The organism is Sorangium sp. So ce124, from assembly GCF_051525235.1.
Lineage (GTDB): Bacteria > Myxococcota_A > Polyangia > Polyangiales > Polyangiaceae > Sorangium > Sorangium atrum.
Genome location: NZ_CP150312.1, coordinates 10,061,694 through 10,078,721 on the forward strand (window position 1 = coordinate 10,061,694; position 17,028 = coordinate 10,078,721).

Annotated in this window: 7 protein-coding genes; all 7 read left to right on the forward strand. The window is 70.2% G+C overall.

The window, feature by feature from the left end; translation table 11 throughout:
- The first annotated feature begins 86 nt into the window (after positions 1 to 86).
- On the forward strand, positions 87 to 842 hold the full coding sequence (locus tag WMF19_RS37895; RefSeq protein WP_272102570.1) for a MotA/TolQ/ExbB proton channel family protein: 756 nt from the start codon (positions 87 to 89) through the stop codon (positions 840 to 842).
- Positions 843 to 844: 2 nt separating this feature from the next.
- Positions 845 to 1,297, forward strand: coding sequence for an ExbD/TolR family protein (locus WMF19_RS37900; protein WP_437325315.1), 453 nt, complete (start codon positions 845 to 847; stop codon positions 1,295 to 1,297).
- Positions 1,294 to 2,232, forward strand: a complete 939-nt coding sequence (locus WMF19_RS37905; protein WP_437894823.1) for an energy transducer TonB — start codon at positions 1,294 to 1,296, stop codon at positions 2,230 to 2,232. The genes WMF19_RS37900 and WMF19_RS37905 overlap by 4 nt, the downstream gene beginning before the upstream one ends.
- Positions 2,233 to 2,262: 30 nt before the next feature.
- Entirely contained in the window at positions 2,263 to 3,582 is a 1,320-nt protein-coding gene (locus WMF19_RS37910; protein WP_437894824.1) for a hypothetical protein, read from the forward strand.
- A 20-nt stretch (positions 3,583 to 3,602) separates the two neighbouring features.
- Positions 3,603 to 4,490, forward strand: a complete 888-nt coding sequence (locus WMF19_RS37915; RefSeq protein ID WP_437894825.1) for an ABC transporter ATP-binding protein — start codon at positions 3,603 to 3,605, stop codon at positions 4,488 to 4,490.
- A 4,321-nt stretch (positions 4,491 to 8,811) separates the two neighbouring features.
- Positions 8,812 to 10,200 carry a salicylate synthase gene (locus WMF19_RS37920; protein ID WP_437894826.1) on the forward strand — a complete coding sequence of 463 codons (1,389 nt, stop codon included), beginning with the start codon at positions 8,812 to 8,814 and terminating at the stop codon, positions 10,198 to 10,200.
- Between the two features lie 73 nt (positions 10,201 to 10,273).
- Positions 10,274 to 16,879, forward strand: a complete 6,606-nt coding sequence (locus WMF19_RS37925; protein WP_437894828.1) for an amino acid adenylation domain-containing protein — start codon at positions 10,274 to 10,276, stop codon at positions 16,877 to 16,879.
- Positions 16,880 to 17,028 lie beyond the last annotated feature (149 nt).

A 17,028-nucleotide genomic window follows, 5' to 3' on the forward strand; every position in this document is an offset into this window, starting at 1 on the left:
TCGAGAGGCAGGTGATGGGATGAACGGCCCAACGACGAATCAACAGACCCTGCGGCTCGCGCAGCACACGAACCCGAGGAGATGAGATGCACACCGTTGTAGCCGTCAAGAACCTGCTCGTTCAGTCCGGCGCGTCCTGGGTCCTGTGGCTCCTGTTCGCGCTCTCGGGGGGCAGCATCGCCATCGCGATCGAGCGCTGGCTCTACTTCCGCTCGAAGGACGACGACGTGCGAGCGCTCGCCGCCGAGCTCGACGCCCACCTGTCGAACGGCTCGGTCGCCGCGGCGCTCGACGCGCTCCGGCCGATGCGATCGGTCGGGGCGATCGTCGCCCGCGCGGGTCTGAGGCTCGCGCCGCGCGGGTCGGCCGCGGCGGACAAGGGGATGCAGAGCGCGATGTCCGCCGAGCGGAAGGCGCTCGAGACGCGGCTCGCGTACCTCGGGACCCTCGGCAACAACGCGCCCTTCGTCGGCCTCTTTGGCACCGTCATCGGCGTGATCCTGGCGTTCGAGCAGCTCGGCCAGGCCACGGGGGCGGCGGGCGGCGGGGCCGCGAGCCAGGTCGCCTCCGCCGCGGTCATGGCGGCGATCGCGGAAGCGCTCGTGGCGACGGCCGTGGGCATCGGCGTCGCGCTGCCGGCCGTGGCCGCTTACAACTACCTGCAGCGTCGGGTCGCCGCGATGCTCGACGACGCCGAGACGCTCTCGAACCTGGTGCTCGCCTACCTGGCGACCGGAGAGGCCGCGCAGTCCTCTCGTGTCGACTCCGCGCGTGCGGTCCACGGCGGCGTTTCGATCGACAAGCCGATGAATGGCGAGGCGTCCCGCCCGGAGGCGGCCTAGCCATGGCGAGCGCCGGGCAGAGCGCGAGATCCCGCCGCGGCGGGATCATCGAAGGGATCAACGTGACGCCGCTCGTCGACATCACGCTGGTCCTCTTGATCATCTTCATCGTCACCGCCAAGATCGTCGTCGCGCCCGCCGTCCCGCTGGATCTGCCGCACGCGTCGCAGAGCGAAGAGGTCCAGGCGGTGCTGAGCGTGGTGCTGCCCGCGGAGGGGCCGGTGCAGGTCGACGGAGCTGCGATCGACGATGCGGCGCTCCGCGAACGCGCGCGGGCGGCCCTGTCGCGCGATCCGCAGCTCCGGGCCGTGATCCAGGCCGACCGCGCCGTCTCGCACGGCCGCGTGATGACGGTGCTCGACACGCTGAAAGCCGCGGGGATCGCGCGCGTCGCCTTCGGCGCTGTCCGCCCGGAGGCCGAGGCCCATGCGGTGGAGAGGACCGGACACCCATGATTCGATCGGAATTCCACCCCGAGAGCGTCGCCGGTATCGTCCTCGACGCGGCGCGCGCCCACGCTCAGCCCCGGCGCGCGAGGGGACGAGCCCGCGCGTTCGCGGCCGACAGCACCGCCGGGATCGTCCTTGGGGCCGTCAAGGAACATTCGGCCAGAGCGCTCGTGCTCGCGCTCATGCCGGCAGCCGTCATGCAAGGCACGGTCGGGATCATCGCGCTCCGCCTGGGACCGGACGGCACGACGGCGAGCCAGCGCGAGGCGCGCCCGCCGCTGCAGGTGGAGCACGTGGTCGATCTGGCCCCACCTCCGCCGCCACCGAGCCCCTCGCCGCGAGAGGAAGCTCCGGCGCCCAGGGCCGCCGAGCGCTCGCTCGCGCGCGCGGCCGCTCCTGCGGCAGCTCGGGCGCCTGCCGCTACCGCCGCGCCTCCTCCGCCCGCGCAGGCAGGGCAGGTCGCCCTGGCGGAAAACGCTGCTGCGCCTCTCGATTTCACCGGATTCGACATCGCCGTTGGCCGCGGAGGGCGTTATGCCGGGGGTGTTACCTCCTCTGCGGGGACGAGCGCGCAGGCGGTGAACGCCGCGCGTGTAGACCCGAGCGCTCCTCCGGAGCGCCGCCAGGGAGGCACCTCGCGCGCAAGGCCCGTCGGGCAGCCCGCGCGGGAGTGGAATTGCCTCTGGCCGCGCGAAGCGGATGCGCTCTCGGTGGACGAGCAAACGGTGGTCATTCGCACGGTCGTTCGTTCGGACGGCACCGTCGCCTCGGCGGAGCTCCTCTCGGACCCGGGATACGGCTTTGGCCAGATGTCGCTCGCGTGCGCCCGCAAGCAGCGATTCCTGCCGGCCGCCGACGAGGGGGGTCAGCCCATCACGGCGACGTCGCCGCCCATCCGCGTGAGGTTCACGCGACATCCGCGATCCACAGGCGCGCCCTAGCGAAGCCCGACGCGAGAAAGGAAGCAAGAGATGAACTCTTCAGGTACCACCAGGCTCCTCGATGTCGAGGCCGCCGTACGCCCGAGCGCCTGGCGCGGCGATGAAGGGCGGCCGCTCGATGAACGATGCGTGAAGTGGGGCGCTCGATGGACGCTCGCGACGTCGTGCCTCGTGTGCCTGCCGCTCATGGCTGGCTGCGGCAGCGACCCCGGGGAGAGCGGCGCCGGCGAGCCGGACGACGGAGGTCCCCGCTATGCCGTCGCCAGCCGCATCGAGGACAATGACTTCACGAACAGCACCATGTTCGTCTGGGTGGTGGACGACCTGAGCGGAGGATCCGTCAGCCTGGGCGAGGCCACCGAGCTTCCCGGCAGAGGCTCTATCTGGGGAGTCCCGCGGACCGAGGCTTTCTATGTCGTGAGCTCGGAGGAGCTCACCGTCTCGAAATACGGCGTGGCCGGCGGCAAACCGGAGCTCGAAGCTCGGCTCGGGCTGGGCGCAGCCGGGATCTCGTTCCTCCTCGGGGAGAGGATGGTGTTCGACGGCCCGGACCGAGGGTTCCTCTTCGATCTCGTCTCGGGGCAGGCGCTCGAGCTCGATCTCGCTGCCATGGAGATCACCCGGAGCATCGACGTGTCTGACGCGCGGATCGACGCCGCGGACTACACGTTCATCGGGGAGCCCGGCTTTCGTGAGCACGGCGGCCGGCTCGTCGCTCCGCTGTACGGCACGAGCGCGGCGTTCGATCGCGTGGCCAGCGAGTCGAAGGTCCTCTTCGTCGATCCGACCGACGGCTCGATCGAGGTGAAGGGCGCCCCTTGCGGAGGCCTCTACTACACGGTGAAGTCGCCGAGCGGAGACATCCATTTTGCGTCCGATCCTTATGTCGCCTCGATCTTCATGCTCGACCCGGAGAGAGCTCCTGCGCCGTGCATGGCGCGCATGGCGGCAGGCCAGGACGAGCTCGATACCAGCGTCGTGGCGCTCAACGACGTGACCGGCGGCCCGACCGGCGGCCTGGTCCCTGGCTCCGACGGCGTGGCGTACCTTCGCGTGCTGGACAGCGGCCTCTACTCGCCCAGCGCTGACGCCACCCACCTCGAGGCTTTCTCGGCGCAGGGCTGGCAGACGTGGCGCATCGAGCTCGACGATCCAGGCTCGGCCGAGCCCCTCGATCGTCCTCCGCTCGCCGGCGGCATCAAGGTGTTCGAGGTGGACGATCAAGCTTACGTGAACGAGTCAACGGCAGGCTTCGGCTCGACCACGCTGATGCGGACGACCGGGGAGGGCGCGCCCGCGCGCGCGCTGACGATGCCTGGCGCCACGTGGGGTGTCTTGCGCGTGCGCTGAACCAGATGCGGAGGGATCCAATGTCAAACTCGAACGGGCTGATCGTGAAGGGGTTGACGAAGACGTACGCCAACGGCGTTCGAGCGCTGAACGGCGTCCACTTGAACGTCGGACCGGGGCTCTACGGGCTCCTGGGTCCAAACGGCGCGGGCAAGAGCACGCTGATGCGCACCCTCGCCACGCTCCAGACGCCGGACGCGGGGACGATCACGTTCAACGGGATCGACGTCATTGCATCTCCTGACCGCCTCCGTCGCCGCCTCGGGTACCTACCGCAGCAGATCGGCGCGTACCCGGGGGTGACGGGGCGGTCGCTGCTCGAGCGGTTTGCCTGGCTGAAGGGGCGCACGGACCGGCGCGAGCGCGACGCGGAGATCTCGACGCTGCTCGCGCGCGTCAACCTGAGCGACGTCGGCCACCGCGAGGTCGCGACCTACTCCGGGGGGATGCTGCGGCGGTTCGGCATCGCGCTCGCGCTCGTGGGATCTCCGCAGCTCCTCATCGTGGACGAGCCGACCGCCGGCCTCGATCCGGCCGAGCGCAACCACTTTCATCGCGTGCTCGCGGAGGTCGCCGCGGAGGCCGTGGTGCTGCTCTCGACGCACATCGTGGATGACGTGGAGAACCTCTGCGGGCGGCTGTCCATCGTCAACCGGGGGCGCGTGGTCGCCGAAGGAGCGCCGGCAGAGCTGACCGCGCCGCTCGCCGGCCGCCTGTGGACCCGGACGTACGCGCGGGGCGAGCCGATCCCCGACGACGCGCTGAACGTCTCGCCCACGCCGAGCGGTACCCGCGCCGTCGTGGTGCGCGACGTGACGCCCGGCGACGGCTTCGTCGCTCACGCGCCCAAGCTCGACGACGCCTATCATTACCTGCTGGCCGGATCGCGACAGGCGGAGGCCGCATGAGCTCGACCCGCATCTACGCCGTCGAGGCGTGGCACGAGCTGCGGGCGGGGCTGCGTACCTCGCTCGTCCCGCTCATGTTTGTCGGCCTCGTCGGCTATCTGTTCATCATGCTCTCGAGCGCGGAGTACCTGCGCGACATGGGCGGGGCGGACGTCGCGCGCAACAGCCCGCATGTGGTCTTCCTGATGACCTCCGGGCAATCGTTCTGGCTCATCTTCGCGTGGGCGTGGATCTTCGCGCAGGTCGTCACGCGGGATCGCGCGGCGGGGCTCCACGAGCTGGTCCTCTCCGCGCCCGTGTCGCTTCGCGGGCTGCTGATCTCGCGCTACGTCGGCGCGGTCGGGCTCGCTTGCATCCTGGGCTCGGCGAGCTCGCTCGGCTTTCTGCTCGTCCCCGCGCTCGCCGGGCTCGGGGTGTTCCCCAAAGAGGCGGTGGGGTCGACGCCGATCCTGGCGATCGCGTCGTCATGGGCGCTCTTCGTGGTGCCGTCGGCCATCGGCCTCGGGGCGCTCTACCTCACCGCGGCGCTCCGGACCCGGAGCTCGGCCGGGCCGTTCGCCGTGGCGGCGGTGGTCATCTTGATCTGGATGGTGGCCATGATCGTCCTGCGGGGCGGTGACCTGCACACGGACATCGCGACCGTTGTCGATGTGAGCGGCTTCGGGGAGGCGGAGGCGCAGACGAAGCGCTGGACGCCGCACGAAAAGGCGACGGCGCAGCTGGCCATGACCGCGCCGCTCCTCATCAATCGGCTCTTCTGGGGTCTGGTCCCCCTCGCGATCCTGGCGTACGCGCTCGTGCGGCAAGGGCGCGAGGCGCTCTTGAACGGGCGCGCCGGCAAGCCGTCGCCGAACGGCGAGGCGACCTATCGTGCCGCCGCGCCCGCCGCCGCGGCGCTGCCGCCGGTCACGGCGCCATCGTGGCTCCGCGCGACGCTGTCCGAGGCTCGCTGGCACCTCTCGCTGACGACCCGAGGGTGGGCGTTCCGTACCGCGATCGCGCTCTGGACCCTCATGAACGTGGCAGGGGCCTTCTACCATGTGATCGGGCACGCCGAGGGGCCGCTCGTCCCACGGCCTGCGCTGCTCGCGCCGTTCCTCATCCGCCTTTGCTACGTGTTCTCCGTGTTCGCCGTGGCGGGGTTCGTGGGGGCGCTCGCTCGTCGAGATCAGCAATCCGGGTTCGACGAGATGATCGACGCGACGCTGGCGCCGCTCGGCACACGCGTGGTCGGCCGCGCCCTCGCCGCCCTCCTGTTGACGACCGTCATGGCCCTGGCGCCGACGCTGTCGGCGTGGATCGTGACGGCTCTCACCGTACCTGGCAGCTTCGAGCCGTGGAATGCGCTGCTCGTGAACGCGCTGATCGCCGCGCCCGCCCTGCTGGAGCTCGGCGCGATCACGTTCCTCGTCCACGCGCTCGTGCGTTCGCCCGGTACGGGTTACGCCGCATCGATGCTGGCTGCGTTCATCGCGCTCGTGAATCACGAGATCGACATCGTCTCGTATCCACCCGCGCAGGTAGGGATCCCGGTGCATGTTGCCCTCTCCGAGCTTTCGGGGTGGTCGCCGTGGATCGTGCCCGTGCTCGAGATGGGCGTGCTCAAGCTCGGCTGCGTCGGCCTCGCCGTCGCCCTGGCGTGGCTCGCCTACCCGCGCGGCACGGCCCTCAGGAGGATCGAACGATGGCGCGGGGCAGCGCGGCAGCTCACCCAGGGCGCGGGAGCCCTGGCGGCTCTCAGCCTCTTTGTGATCGCTTGCTCAGCGACGATCTTGCACGAGCAGATCGTGGTGCAGAGCGGCTTCGCGTCGAAGAGCGAGGAGAACGCCGCCGACGCGGCCTGGGAAGCCCGTTTCTGGCCGGAAGCGTCGGCGTTCTCCGTGGAGGGCGGCGAGGTCGAGGCGAAGATCGCGCCGTCCGCGCGCTCCGCCCACGTCCGCTGGAAGCTGCGGGGAGTACGGGCCAGCGCGGCGAAGCTGCACGGGAGCCTGCGCACCGGGATGGACGTCGGCAGCGTACGCGTCGACGGCGCCCCTCGTGAGGTCGTCACGGCGAACGAGCACTTCATGGTCGACCTGGGCAGCTGCGCGCAAAGCGGGTGTGACGTCGAGCTCGAGATCTCGATCGCCTCGCCTCGCTGGTTTGCCGAGGGGGAGGCGCCGTGGCTGGACGGCTCTGGCGTGTGGGCGCGCGCAGCCGATCTCGTCCCGCGGCTCGGACACGACGGAGAGCGAGCGCTGCGATCTCCGTCCACACGCCGCGAGCTGGGGCTCGCGGCGCGCCCCGGCGCGCTCGACAGGAATGCATTGGTACCCGCCCTCGCGGTGGCGCCGGCGGGCCTTTGGCGCTGGTCGGTGTCGTTCTCCGAGCAAGGCGTGAGCACGCCTGTCGAGGGGAGCACGACACAAGGCCTCGACTTCGCCGTGGCGTGGCTGCCCAGGGGGGCGGAGCTGAGGCAGCTGCGGCAGGAGGGCATCACGGCGTGGCATGGCCCGTCTCACGCCGATACGGCGCGTGAGGTCCTGGAGGACGTCCAGGCGATGGGCGAGTGTGTTCACGCGCGGCTCGGGTCCATCCCGGAGGTGACGACGGTCGTGCAGGCGCCTCGCGACCTCGGCGAGATCCGGGCGCATGGCGCGGTCCTATGGCTGCCGGAAGGGGACGGCTGGGACGTGGCCGCGTCCGGCGTCGGCCGCCTGAAGCGACGGGCTGCGGTGGCCGAGGCGCTCGCCGCGCGCTCGCTCGCGGACCGCGCCGATCTGCGCGCAGAGCCCGGGGCGCGGTGGCTCATCAACGGCGTTGCAGGGTGGATCGGGCTCGAATGCGTGCGGCGGTCCGATGGCGGTGACGCGTGGCTCGCGCTCCTGGATCGCCGCAGCGATGATGTCGCGGATGCGCTCGGCGCCCTCGACGCGCCCGTGTCGGGTCTGGCCGATGACGGCGCGGCCCAATGGGTCATGGCATACGCCCCGCTGGAGACCCTCGCATGGGCGCAGGCCGCCGGAGACGCCGAGGCGTTGCACGCAGCGACGCGGGTCGCCGAGTTGGTGCGCTCCGGAGAACCGGTCCGAGGCGCGCTCGCGCGAGCAGCAGGCCAGAGCATGTCCGACCGCCTCCTGGGCCCCCCTTCCGCCTCCGACGTGACCGTCGCGATGGCCGACGGCGGCGCGCTGGAGGTTCGCGGCGAGCGCTCGCAGTGGGAGAAGGGCGGCTGGCAGCCCGTCTCCAGCACGTTCGAGATCGTTCAACGCTTCTACGATGAGGAGACGCCGGCGCGGGTGACCCGCGTGCCGGCACGATTGGAGAGCGATGCCCGGTTCGTCGTCTTCGACGCGTGGCCCTCCTTCGAACGCTCGCCGCGGGACAACGCGTGGAAGGCAGGCCCGCATTGATGGCGCGAGCCCGCGCCGCGCCTGCGCATCTCTGCGCGTCACGAGGATGAGGGCTGTGTAACGAACATGTTTTGCTGCGCATGGAGGACTCGTTGGCCGCGCTGGCGAGCGCTGCGTAGGGAGGCGCCTGACGAGCGCATCATCGACTCATTTCGTTAGACTTTCGATTCTGATCTGAGCGGTCGAATTCCTTCAGATCCGCTCAAATTCAGCGCGGAAGCGCCTCCGGAGCGCGATCGTGTCCGTCGCACGAATTCGCCGTCCGCCCGGCTTGACGCTGATGCAATTCGTATGTATATGCAAGATGTACGCAGCTTCAATATGTGGGCGATTCATCGTCGTGTCGCTCGGCGCTCGCGAGGCCACGCTCCACGGGCATGGTGTCGCGAGGCGGGAGGGGTACATTTGCGATAGCTGTCAATGACAGGTCGGCGTGAGCTCCGACCCGCAGATCGCGGGGGCGGGCGCTGCCGTATTGTCATGTTGTGACGAGAAGCTCGTCTGGATGGGGTGCGATCGCCTGGGCCTGCGAACCCTCGCAGGACCTGCGGGTCGATGCTGGAAGGCGCGCGAAGAGAACGCTTCGACCATCTGCCGCTCGGTCGACGTGTTTACCGTGACGCCTGCTTCCGATTCGAAGGCTCGCCACCCGAGCGCGAATCGGGGGCGCGAACGCTGCCGTGGCTCGCGCCTTGAGTGCTGCGTGTAGCGAGTGGGGCGTGGGCTGAAGAGCTCACGTGCTCCTCCTGCGACTGACGTCTCTTGTGCGGCCTCTCGTACCAGGGGTTAACTATGTTGCAAAAGCAACGGTTATGTAAAAACAACAGGGGCGATGCGGGGCGACAGAGCGGATGTGCCATCTTCGGCTCTCCTCGAAGAAATCGAGGCGCAGGGAGCCCGGGATCGCATCACTCACGTGCGGGGCGAGCATGAACACGTCTCATCAACGGCACTACCTCGAGCGCCGCGTCTCGATCAGCGCAGACCCCATCGACCTCGCGGCGGCGCTCGCCAGGTCGGGCTCGCACACGACGTACTTCGTGTACGAGCGCGACGGCGAATGGAGCGTCGCCCTCGGCGCGGCCTTCGAGCTCGCTGCAGACGTACACGGCGTGCACCGCATCGATGCGACAGGAAAGCAGAGCTGTCCCGGCGGGGACTGCCTCGCCGCGGTCGAGGCGGCGCTCGCGTCGATCCCGGTCCGTGGCTGGCGCGCGTACGGCACGGCTTCGTTCGAGTTCGCGTACCTGCTGCACGGCATCGAGGCGAACCTCGGCACAGAGCCCCTGCTTCACCTGACCATTCCAGAGGTCGAGATCCGCCTCCAGCGCGGCACGGCGCTGGTTCGGGCGCTGACCTCGGGCGAGCTCGAGCGGATGGTGGACGTCCTCGCCTCCTCGAACCGCCGCCATGCGCGCGGGATGACCGACGTCGCCGCTCTCCCCCCCGTCCCGTCGCCGGAGGTGCTCCCCGCGAGGCTGCTCGAGACGACCGGCGCAGCGAAGTACAAGGAGCTGGTGGCCGCGGCGACCAACGAGATCGCGGCGCGCAAGCTCCACAAGGTCATCGCGTCGCGCGTCGTCCCGGTCGCCGCGCCCGTCGACTTGATCGCGACGTACGTCGCCGGGCGGCGGCAGAACACCCCGGCCCGATCGTTCGTGGTCAACTGCCGCGACCTGAAGTTCGCCGGATTCAGCCCGGAGACCGTGCTCGAGGTGACCGCCGAAGGGCAGGTGATGACGCAGCCGCTCGCCGGGACCCGGGCGCTCGTCTCGGACGACGATGAGAACGCGCGCCTGCGGGCCGAGCTGCTCAGCAATTCGAAGGAGCTGGCCGAGCACGCGATGTCGGTGAAGCTGGCGTTCGAGGAGCTCAGCCGCGTCTGCAAGCAGGGGAGCGTGACCGTGAACGAGTTCATGGCGATATCCCGCCGCGGGACCGTTCAGCACCTCGCCTCACGGCTCTCGGGCATGCTCGAGGCGGGCAACACGGCCTGGACGGCGTTCCAGGTGCTCTTCCCCGCCATCACCGCGTCGGGGATCCCCAAGAGGGAGGCGGTCGACTGGATCCGGAGGCACGAAGCGGAGAGCCGGGGCCTCTACTCCGGCGCGGTCCTGACGCTGGATCACGACGGAGCGATGGATGCGGCGCTGGTGCTGCGGACGATCTTCCAGAGGGGGAGCAGCGTCTGGCTGCGCGCGGGCGCCGGGATCGTCGCGGAGTCGACGCCCGAGCGAGAGCTGGAGGAGACCTGCGAGAAGCTCCAGAGCGTGGCGCGCCACCTGGTGCCTCCGGAGCTCGCCAGCGAGCCGGTGTGACGCAGGGGACATGGTGTTCCGGACTTGAGCTTTCCTTCTCACGAGTCAGCCAATGCACGAACAGACACAGCGAATGCACGACGAAGTCGCCTCTTCGGATCTGAGGGATACGGTCGCGAGCGTGCTCGGCGTGGTGGCCGAGACGGTCCGTGAAGACAGCAACCTGATCGAGCTCGGGATGGACTCGATCACGATGATGCGCCTCGCCGGCAGGTGGCGGCGGCAAGGCATCGAGGTCGACTTCGCCGAGCTCGCGGCGAACCCGCGGGTGTCCGCCTGGAAGGCGCTGATAGGAGAGCGAAGCTGTACCAAGGGCGAACGCGACGAGCGTTCGCCCGCCGCGACCACCATCGACGAGGCGGCGCCCTTCGAGCTCGCGCTGATGCAGCACGCGTACTGGGTCGGACGCGAGCAAGGCCAGCAGCTGGGCGGCGTCGCCGCGCACTTCTACAACGAGTTCGACGGCGAGGGGGTCGACCCCGCGCGGCTGGAATCCGCCGTGCGAGCGCTGCTCGGGCGGCACGGCATGTTGCGCGTGCAGATCCTGAGCGATGGCCGGCAGCAGATCCTGCCCGACAGCCGCGGGCGTGGGCTGAAGGTCCACGATCTGCGCGCCCTGTCGGCCGAGGCGGCGCAAGAGGCGCTCGCCGAGCTGCGCCGGACGCTGTCGCATCGGACGCTGGACCTGGCTGCCGGCGAGGTGTTCGAACTCCAGATCTCGCTCCTGCCGGACGCGATCCGCGCGGGCGGGACGCGCCTGCATGTGAACCTGGACATGGTGGCCGCCGACGCGCTCAGCCTGCGGGTGCTGCTGGCCGACCTGGCGCACCTCTATGCCGGATCGCAGCCGCTGCCTCCGATCAACACCAGCTATCCGCGCTACCTGGCGGAGCGCGAGGCCAGCCGCGCGAGCGTCAAGGGCCAGCGGTCGCGGAACGCCGACCGAGCGTACTGGCAAGCTCGCCTGAGCGACCTACCCGCTGCGCCGGAGCTGCCCGCCGCGCCCTACCACGCGAACGTGGGCGCCACGACGGTGGTGCGGCGTCATCGCTGGCTCGCTCCGGAGCAGGTGCGCGCCTTCACGTCGCTGGCGGCGCGCCACGGCCTCACGCCGGCCATGGCGATGGCGGCGGTGTTCGCGGAGACGCTGACCGCCTGGAGCGCGGAGCCGCGGTTCTTGATGAACCTGCCGATGTTCGACCGCGAGCCCTTGCACCCCGACGTCGGGATGCTGGTGGGCGACTTCACCTCCTCGGTGCTCCTGGCCTGGGACGGCGCGGCGCCCGGCACCTTCGCTGAACGCGCGCAGCGCCTGCAGGCCCAGTTCCATGCAGACGCCGAGCACGTGGGGTATTCGGGCGTCGAGGTGCTGCGCGACCTCTCTCGGCTGCGAGGCGAGCAGGTGCTGGCGCCTGTCGTGTACACGAGCGCGCTCGGCCTGGGCGAGCTGTTTCCGGAGGTGGTGAAGCAGCTCTTCGGAAGGGCGTCCTGGATCATCTCCCAGGGGCCGCAGGTGTGGCTGGACGCGCAGGTCACGGAGCTCGACGGCGGTTTGCTGGTCAACCTGGATGCGCGTGAAGATGCGTTTGCGCCAGGCGTGCTGGACGCGATGTTCGACGCGCACGGCCGCCTCCTGGAGCGCCTGCTGACGTACGAGGAAGCCTGGCGGCAGCCTGTGCCCGCGCTGCTCCCGGGAGAGCAGCTGAAGGTGCGCGTCGCCGCGAACGCCACCAGGACGGCCGTCTCGGGCAAGCGCCTTCACGACGGCTTCTTCGAGCTCGCGAAGCGACAGCCAGAGGCGCCTGCTCTCTTGTGGGGAGCCGACGGCAAGATCTCGTACGGGGAGCTCCGGCAGCGCGCGCTGCGCGTGGCGGGCCACCTGCGCGAGCGCGGCGTGAGCGCAGGCGACGTGGTGGCGATCCAGCTGCCCAAGGGGCCGAGCCAGATCGTCGCCGTGCTGGGCGTGCTGGCCGCCGGCGCCACGTACCTTCCGATCAGCGTGGATCAACCCGCGCTGCGCCGTCAGCGCATCCTCGACGCTGCTGGCGCCGCCCTCGTGCTCGATAACGTCCCGGAGGGGCAGGCGTCGCTGGCGGAGCCGCTGGCCGGAGAGGACTCGGATCTCGCGTACATCCTGTTCACCTCGGGTTCGACGGGCGAGCCGAAAGGCGTGGAGATCACCCACGCCGCAGCGATGAACACCATCGATGATCTGAACCAGCGCCTGTCGCTGGGCGTGGCCGACCGGACGCTCGCGCTGTCCGCGCTCGAGTTCGATCTGTCGGTGTACGACATCTTCGCGCCGCTGTCGGTCGGCGGCGCCGTGGTCTGCGTCGAGGAGTGGGCGCGTCGCGACGCAGCGGTCTGGGTCGAATTGCTGCGCAGCCATCGCGTGACCGTCCTCAACTGCGTGCCGGCCCTGCTCGATGTGACGCTCGCGGCCGCCGGCGACGGTCCCGGTCCGCTGGCGCTCCGTGCGGTGCTCCTGGGCGGCGACTGGGTGACCCTCGATCTGCCGGGGCGCCTTGCGCAGCGCGCTCCGCGCTGCCGCTTCATCGCGCTGGGCGGCACCACCGAGACCGCGATCCACTCCACGATCTGCGAGGTCACCGAGGTGCCTTCGCACTGGAAGTCGGTGCCGTATGGAAAGCCCCTTGGCAACGTGCAGCTGCGCGTCGTCGATCCTCTGGGGCGCGACTGTCCCGACTTCGTCCCGGGCGAGCTGTGGATCGGCGGCGCCGGCGTGGCCCGCGGCTACCGTGGCGACCGAGAGAAGACGGCGAACAAGTTTCTCCAGGTGGACGGGACGCGCTGGTACCGCACCGGCGACCGCGCCCGTTACTGGGCCGACGGCAGCGTGGAGTTCCTCGGGCGCGCCGACTTCCAGGTGAAGCTGCGGGGGCACCGCATCGAGCTCGGCGAGATCGAGGCCGCGGTCGGAGGTTATCCCGGCGTCAGCCAGGCCGTCGCGGTGCTGGGTGAACGTGGGCTCTATGTGGCCATCACCTCGGACGATCCGAGGATCGATGTGCCCGAGGCAGGCGAGATCATCGATCTGCGGCAACCGCCGCCGGAGCTCGCAGATTTACGTGAGTTCCTCGTGAGCCGCCTGCCCGCCGTGATGGTGCCGGATCACCTGTGGCGCTGCAGGAGCTTGCCGCTCACGCCCAATGGCAAGATCGATCGCAAAGCCTTGCAGCGAACGGTGAACACCATGGCCCTTCAGGCCAAGGCGACCGTGACCGCGCCGGTGGGCGAGGTGGAGCGCCGGGTCGCCGAGGTCTGGGCCGGGCTGCTCAAGGTGCCGGAGGTGGGCCGCGAGGACAACTTCTTCGCCGCGGGCGGCGACTCCCTCCTGGCGACACGCCTGGTGCGCCGGCTGCGCGAGGTCGGCCTCGACGGCGTCAAGCTGGTTGATCTGTTCGCCCATCCGACGCTGGCCGAGTTCGCTGCCACGTTGTCGCTCGGCGCGGGCGCTCCGGCGCTGCCGACGCTGGTCGCCGATCCGGAGAACCGTCACCAGCCCTTCCCGCCGACCGAGGTGCAGCGGGCCTACTGGCTGGGTCGTGACGAGAGCTTCACGCTCGGGGGCGTCGCCTGCCAGTTCTACCGCGAGTACGACGCCGTCGACCTCGACGTGCCGCGGCTGGAGGCGGCCGTCAACGTCCTGGTGCGGCGGCACGAGATGTTGCGCGCCGTCTTCGATGAGCAGGGCCAGCAACGCATCCTCGCGGACGTGCCGCGGTTCACGATAGAGGTCGTCGACGGCGGCGAAGACCCGGCTCAGGCGTACGAGGAGCTGCGGCGCGACTGCTCGCACCGGGTCTTCGACCCCATGCGATGGCCGCTGTTCGGCATGCGGGCGGTGCGGTCGGGCGACCGGACGCGCCTCGGCATCAGCCTCGACAACCTCATCCTCGACGCGCTCAGCATCCTGACCTTCTACTCGGAGCTCACCGCGCTTTACGAGGCGCCGGACGCTGCTTTGCCGCCGATCGGGCTGTCCTTCCGCGACTATGTGCTGACGTGCTCGCCGGGATCGGAGGCGCTCGCCGCCGCGCGGGCGTACTGGGCGAAGAAGCTGCCAGAGCTGCCGCCGGCGCCGCAGCTGCCGCTCGCCAGAGACCCGGCCGAGGTGGGGCGCCCGCGCTTCACGCGCCACGAGGGCAGCATCGACGCGAGCCGATGGCGCCGCATCGTCGAACGCGCAGGCGAGCACGGCGTCACGCCGTCCACGGTCCTGCTCACGGCGTTCGCCGAGGTGCTCAGCCGCTGGTGCAGCCGCCCCGACCTCACGCTCAATCTGACGCTGTTCGATCGCCGCGAGGTGCATCCCGACATCCACACGGTCATGGGCGATTTCACGTCGCTCACGTTGATCGGATACCGGCCCGCCGCCGGCGAGAGCTGGGTGACGCGAGCCCGGCGTGTCCAGAAGGAGCTGGGCGACGCGCTGGACCATCGCGACGTCTCGAGCATCTCGCTCGTTCGCGAGCTGGGCAGGTTGAGCGGCGCGCCGAGCCTGACCATGCCAGTGGTGTTCACGAGCGCCCTCGGCGTCCCCGGGGGCACCGCTGCGCCGGCCAGCGGCCCCTTCAGGAAGCAGGTGTGGGGCGTGACGCAGACCCCGCAGGTGTGGCTCGACCATCAGGTGATAGAGGCCGAGGGCGGCATCGCCCTGAACTGGGATGTGGTCGAGGACCTGTTCCCGGCGGGCCTGATCGCCACGATGTTCGATGCGTACCTGCGCGAGCTGAGCTGGCTGAGCAGCGCCGAATGGCACCTGCCTGTGCCCGATCTCATGCCCGAGCCGCAGCGGCGCGTGCGCGCGCTCGTCAACGCGACCTCCGGAGAGAGCCCACGGCGGAGCCTGCACCGCGCGTTCTTCGACCTGGCGCGCGAGCAGCCGAAACGGATCGCATTGCGCTGGGGCGAGGCCGACGTGATGAGCTACGGCGAGCTCGCGTCGCGCGCGCTGCGCCTCTCGGCCGCGCTGGAACAGCACGGCGTGGCGACAGGCGATGTCGTCGCCGTGAACCTGCCCAAGGGGCCCGATCAGATCGCCGCGGTGCTGGGGGTGCTGGCGGCCGGAGCCGCCTACCTGCCTGTCGGGGTGGATCAACCCGATGCGCGCCGCGATCGGATGCTGGGTCAGGCAGGGGTCCGCGTCGTCGTCACCGGCTCGGAGCCGAGGTGCTGGCCGGAGGGCGTTCGTCCGTGCGTGTTTGGACAGGCGATGGCGTCCGCGCCCGCGCCGAGCCCGGCAGCGACCGACGCAGAGCAGCTCGCTTACATCATCTTCACCTCCGGATCGACCGGCGAGCCGAAGGGCGTTGAAATCACCCATCGCGCCGCGCTGAACACGGTGCTGGACATCAATCAACGCTTCGGCGTCGGCGCGGAAGACCGCGTCCTGGCCGTGTCCGCGCTCGATTTCGATCTGTCCGTCTACGATATCTTCGGTCTGCTGTCAGCCGGCGGCTCGCTGGTCTTGATCGAGGAGGAATCGCGGCGCGACGCGAGGCGCTGGCATGAGCTGGTGTGTCGACACGAGGTGACGATCTGGAACAGCGTTCCGACCTTGCTCGACATGCTGCTCATCGTCGGCAGCGAGGCGGAGCCGCCGGGCGCCATCCGCCTGGCGCTCGTCTCGGGCGACTGGATCAGGACGGATCTGCCCGGGCGGCTCGCCGCGCAGCGGCCCGGGTGTCGGTTCATCGCGCTCGGCGGCGCCACCGAGGCCTCCATCTGGTCCAACTTCTTCGAGGTGGACGTGGTCCAGCCGTCGTGGCGCTCGATCCCCTACGGCTATCCCTTGCGCAACCAGCTCTTCCGCGTGGTGGACGCGCATGGCCGCGACTGTCCGGACTGGGTGCCGGGCGAGCTGTGGATCGGCGGTCTCGGGGTGGCGCGCGGTTACTGCGCCGCACCGGACCTGACGGCTCGCAAGTTCGTCGGAGAGGGCGCGCGGTGGTATCGCACCGGCGACGTCGGGCGTTACTGGCCCGACGGCGCGCTGGAGTTCCTCGGCCGCACCGACACTCAGGTCAAGATCCGCGGGCATCGCATCGAGCTCGGCGAGGTGGAAGCCGCTCTGCGATCGCACCCCGGCGTGCGGGATGCGGTGGCCGTGGCGGCCTCCGGACGCCTCGCCGCCGCGGTGGTCCCTGCTGCCGTGGAGGAAGCGCGAGGCGCGACGGTCGATGGCCTGAATGGCCGCCGCGCGGGCGCCGCGGCGGAGCTCAGCGCGGAGCAGCTGCGCGACCATGTCACCATGACCCTCCCGCTTCACATGGTGCCAGAGAGGATCCTCGTGATGGCCGAGCTGCCGCTCAGCGCGAACGGCAAGGTCGACCATGCCGAGATCATCAGGAGGATCTCGGCCGAAGCCGAACCCGACGCCCGGGAGGTCGAGCCCCCGCAGGGTGAATGGGAGCATGCCGTCGCGGCGCTCTGGAGCGAGCTCCTGGCCGTCGCCAACGTCGGCCGCCATCAGAGCTTCTTCCAGCTGGGCGGCGACAGCCTGCTCGCGACGCGCTTCATCGAAGCGGTGAATCGGCGCTACGCCATCATGTTGCCTCTGAGGCGCCTGTTCAACGGACCGACGCTGCGCGAGGTCGCAGCGGCGCTCGCCGCCGAGCAGGAGGCCCGCCAGGAGATCGAGGAGGGCGTGCTCTAGCGGCGTTCGCGACGGCGGCGCCCCGCCGCGAGATCGGGCGACGGCGCGCCGCAGGAGCGGACGCCGGAGCCGCGCGCGGGAGAGCGCTTCGCCGGTGAGTTCATCGTCTGATGTGACGCTTGTCCTCAACAAGCTACAGGAGCAACTAT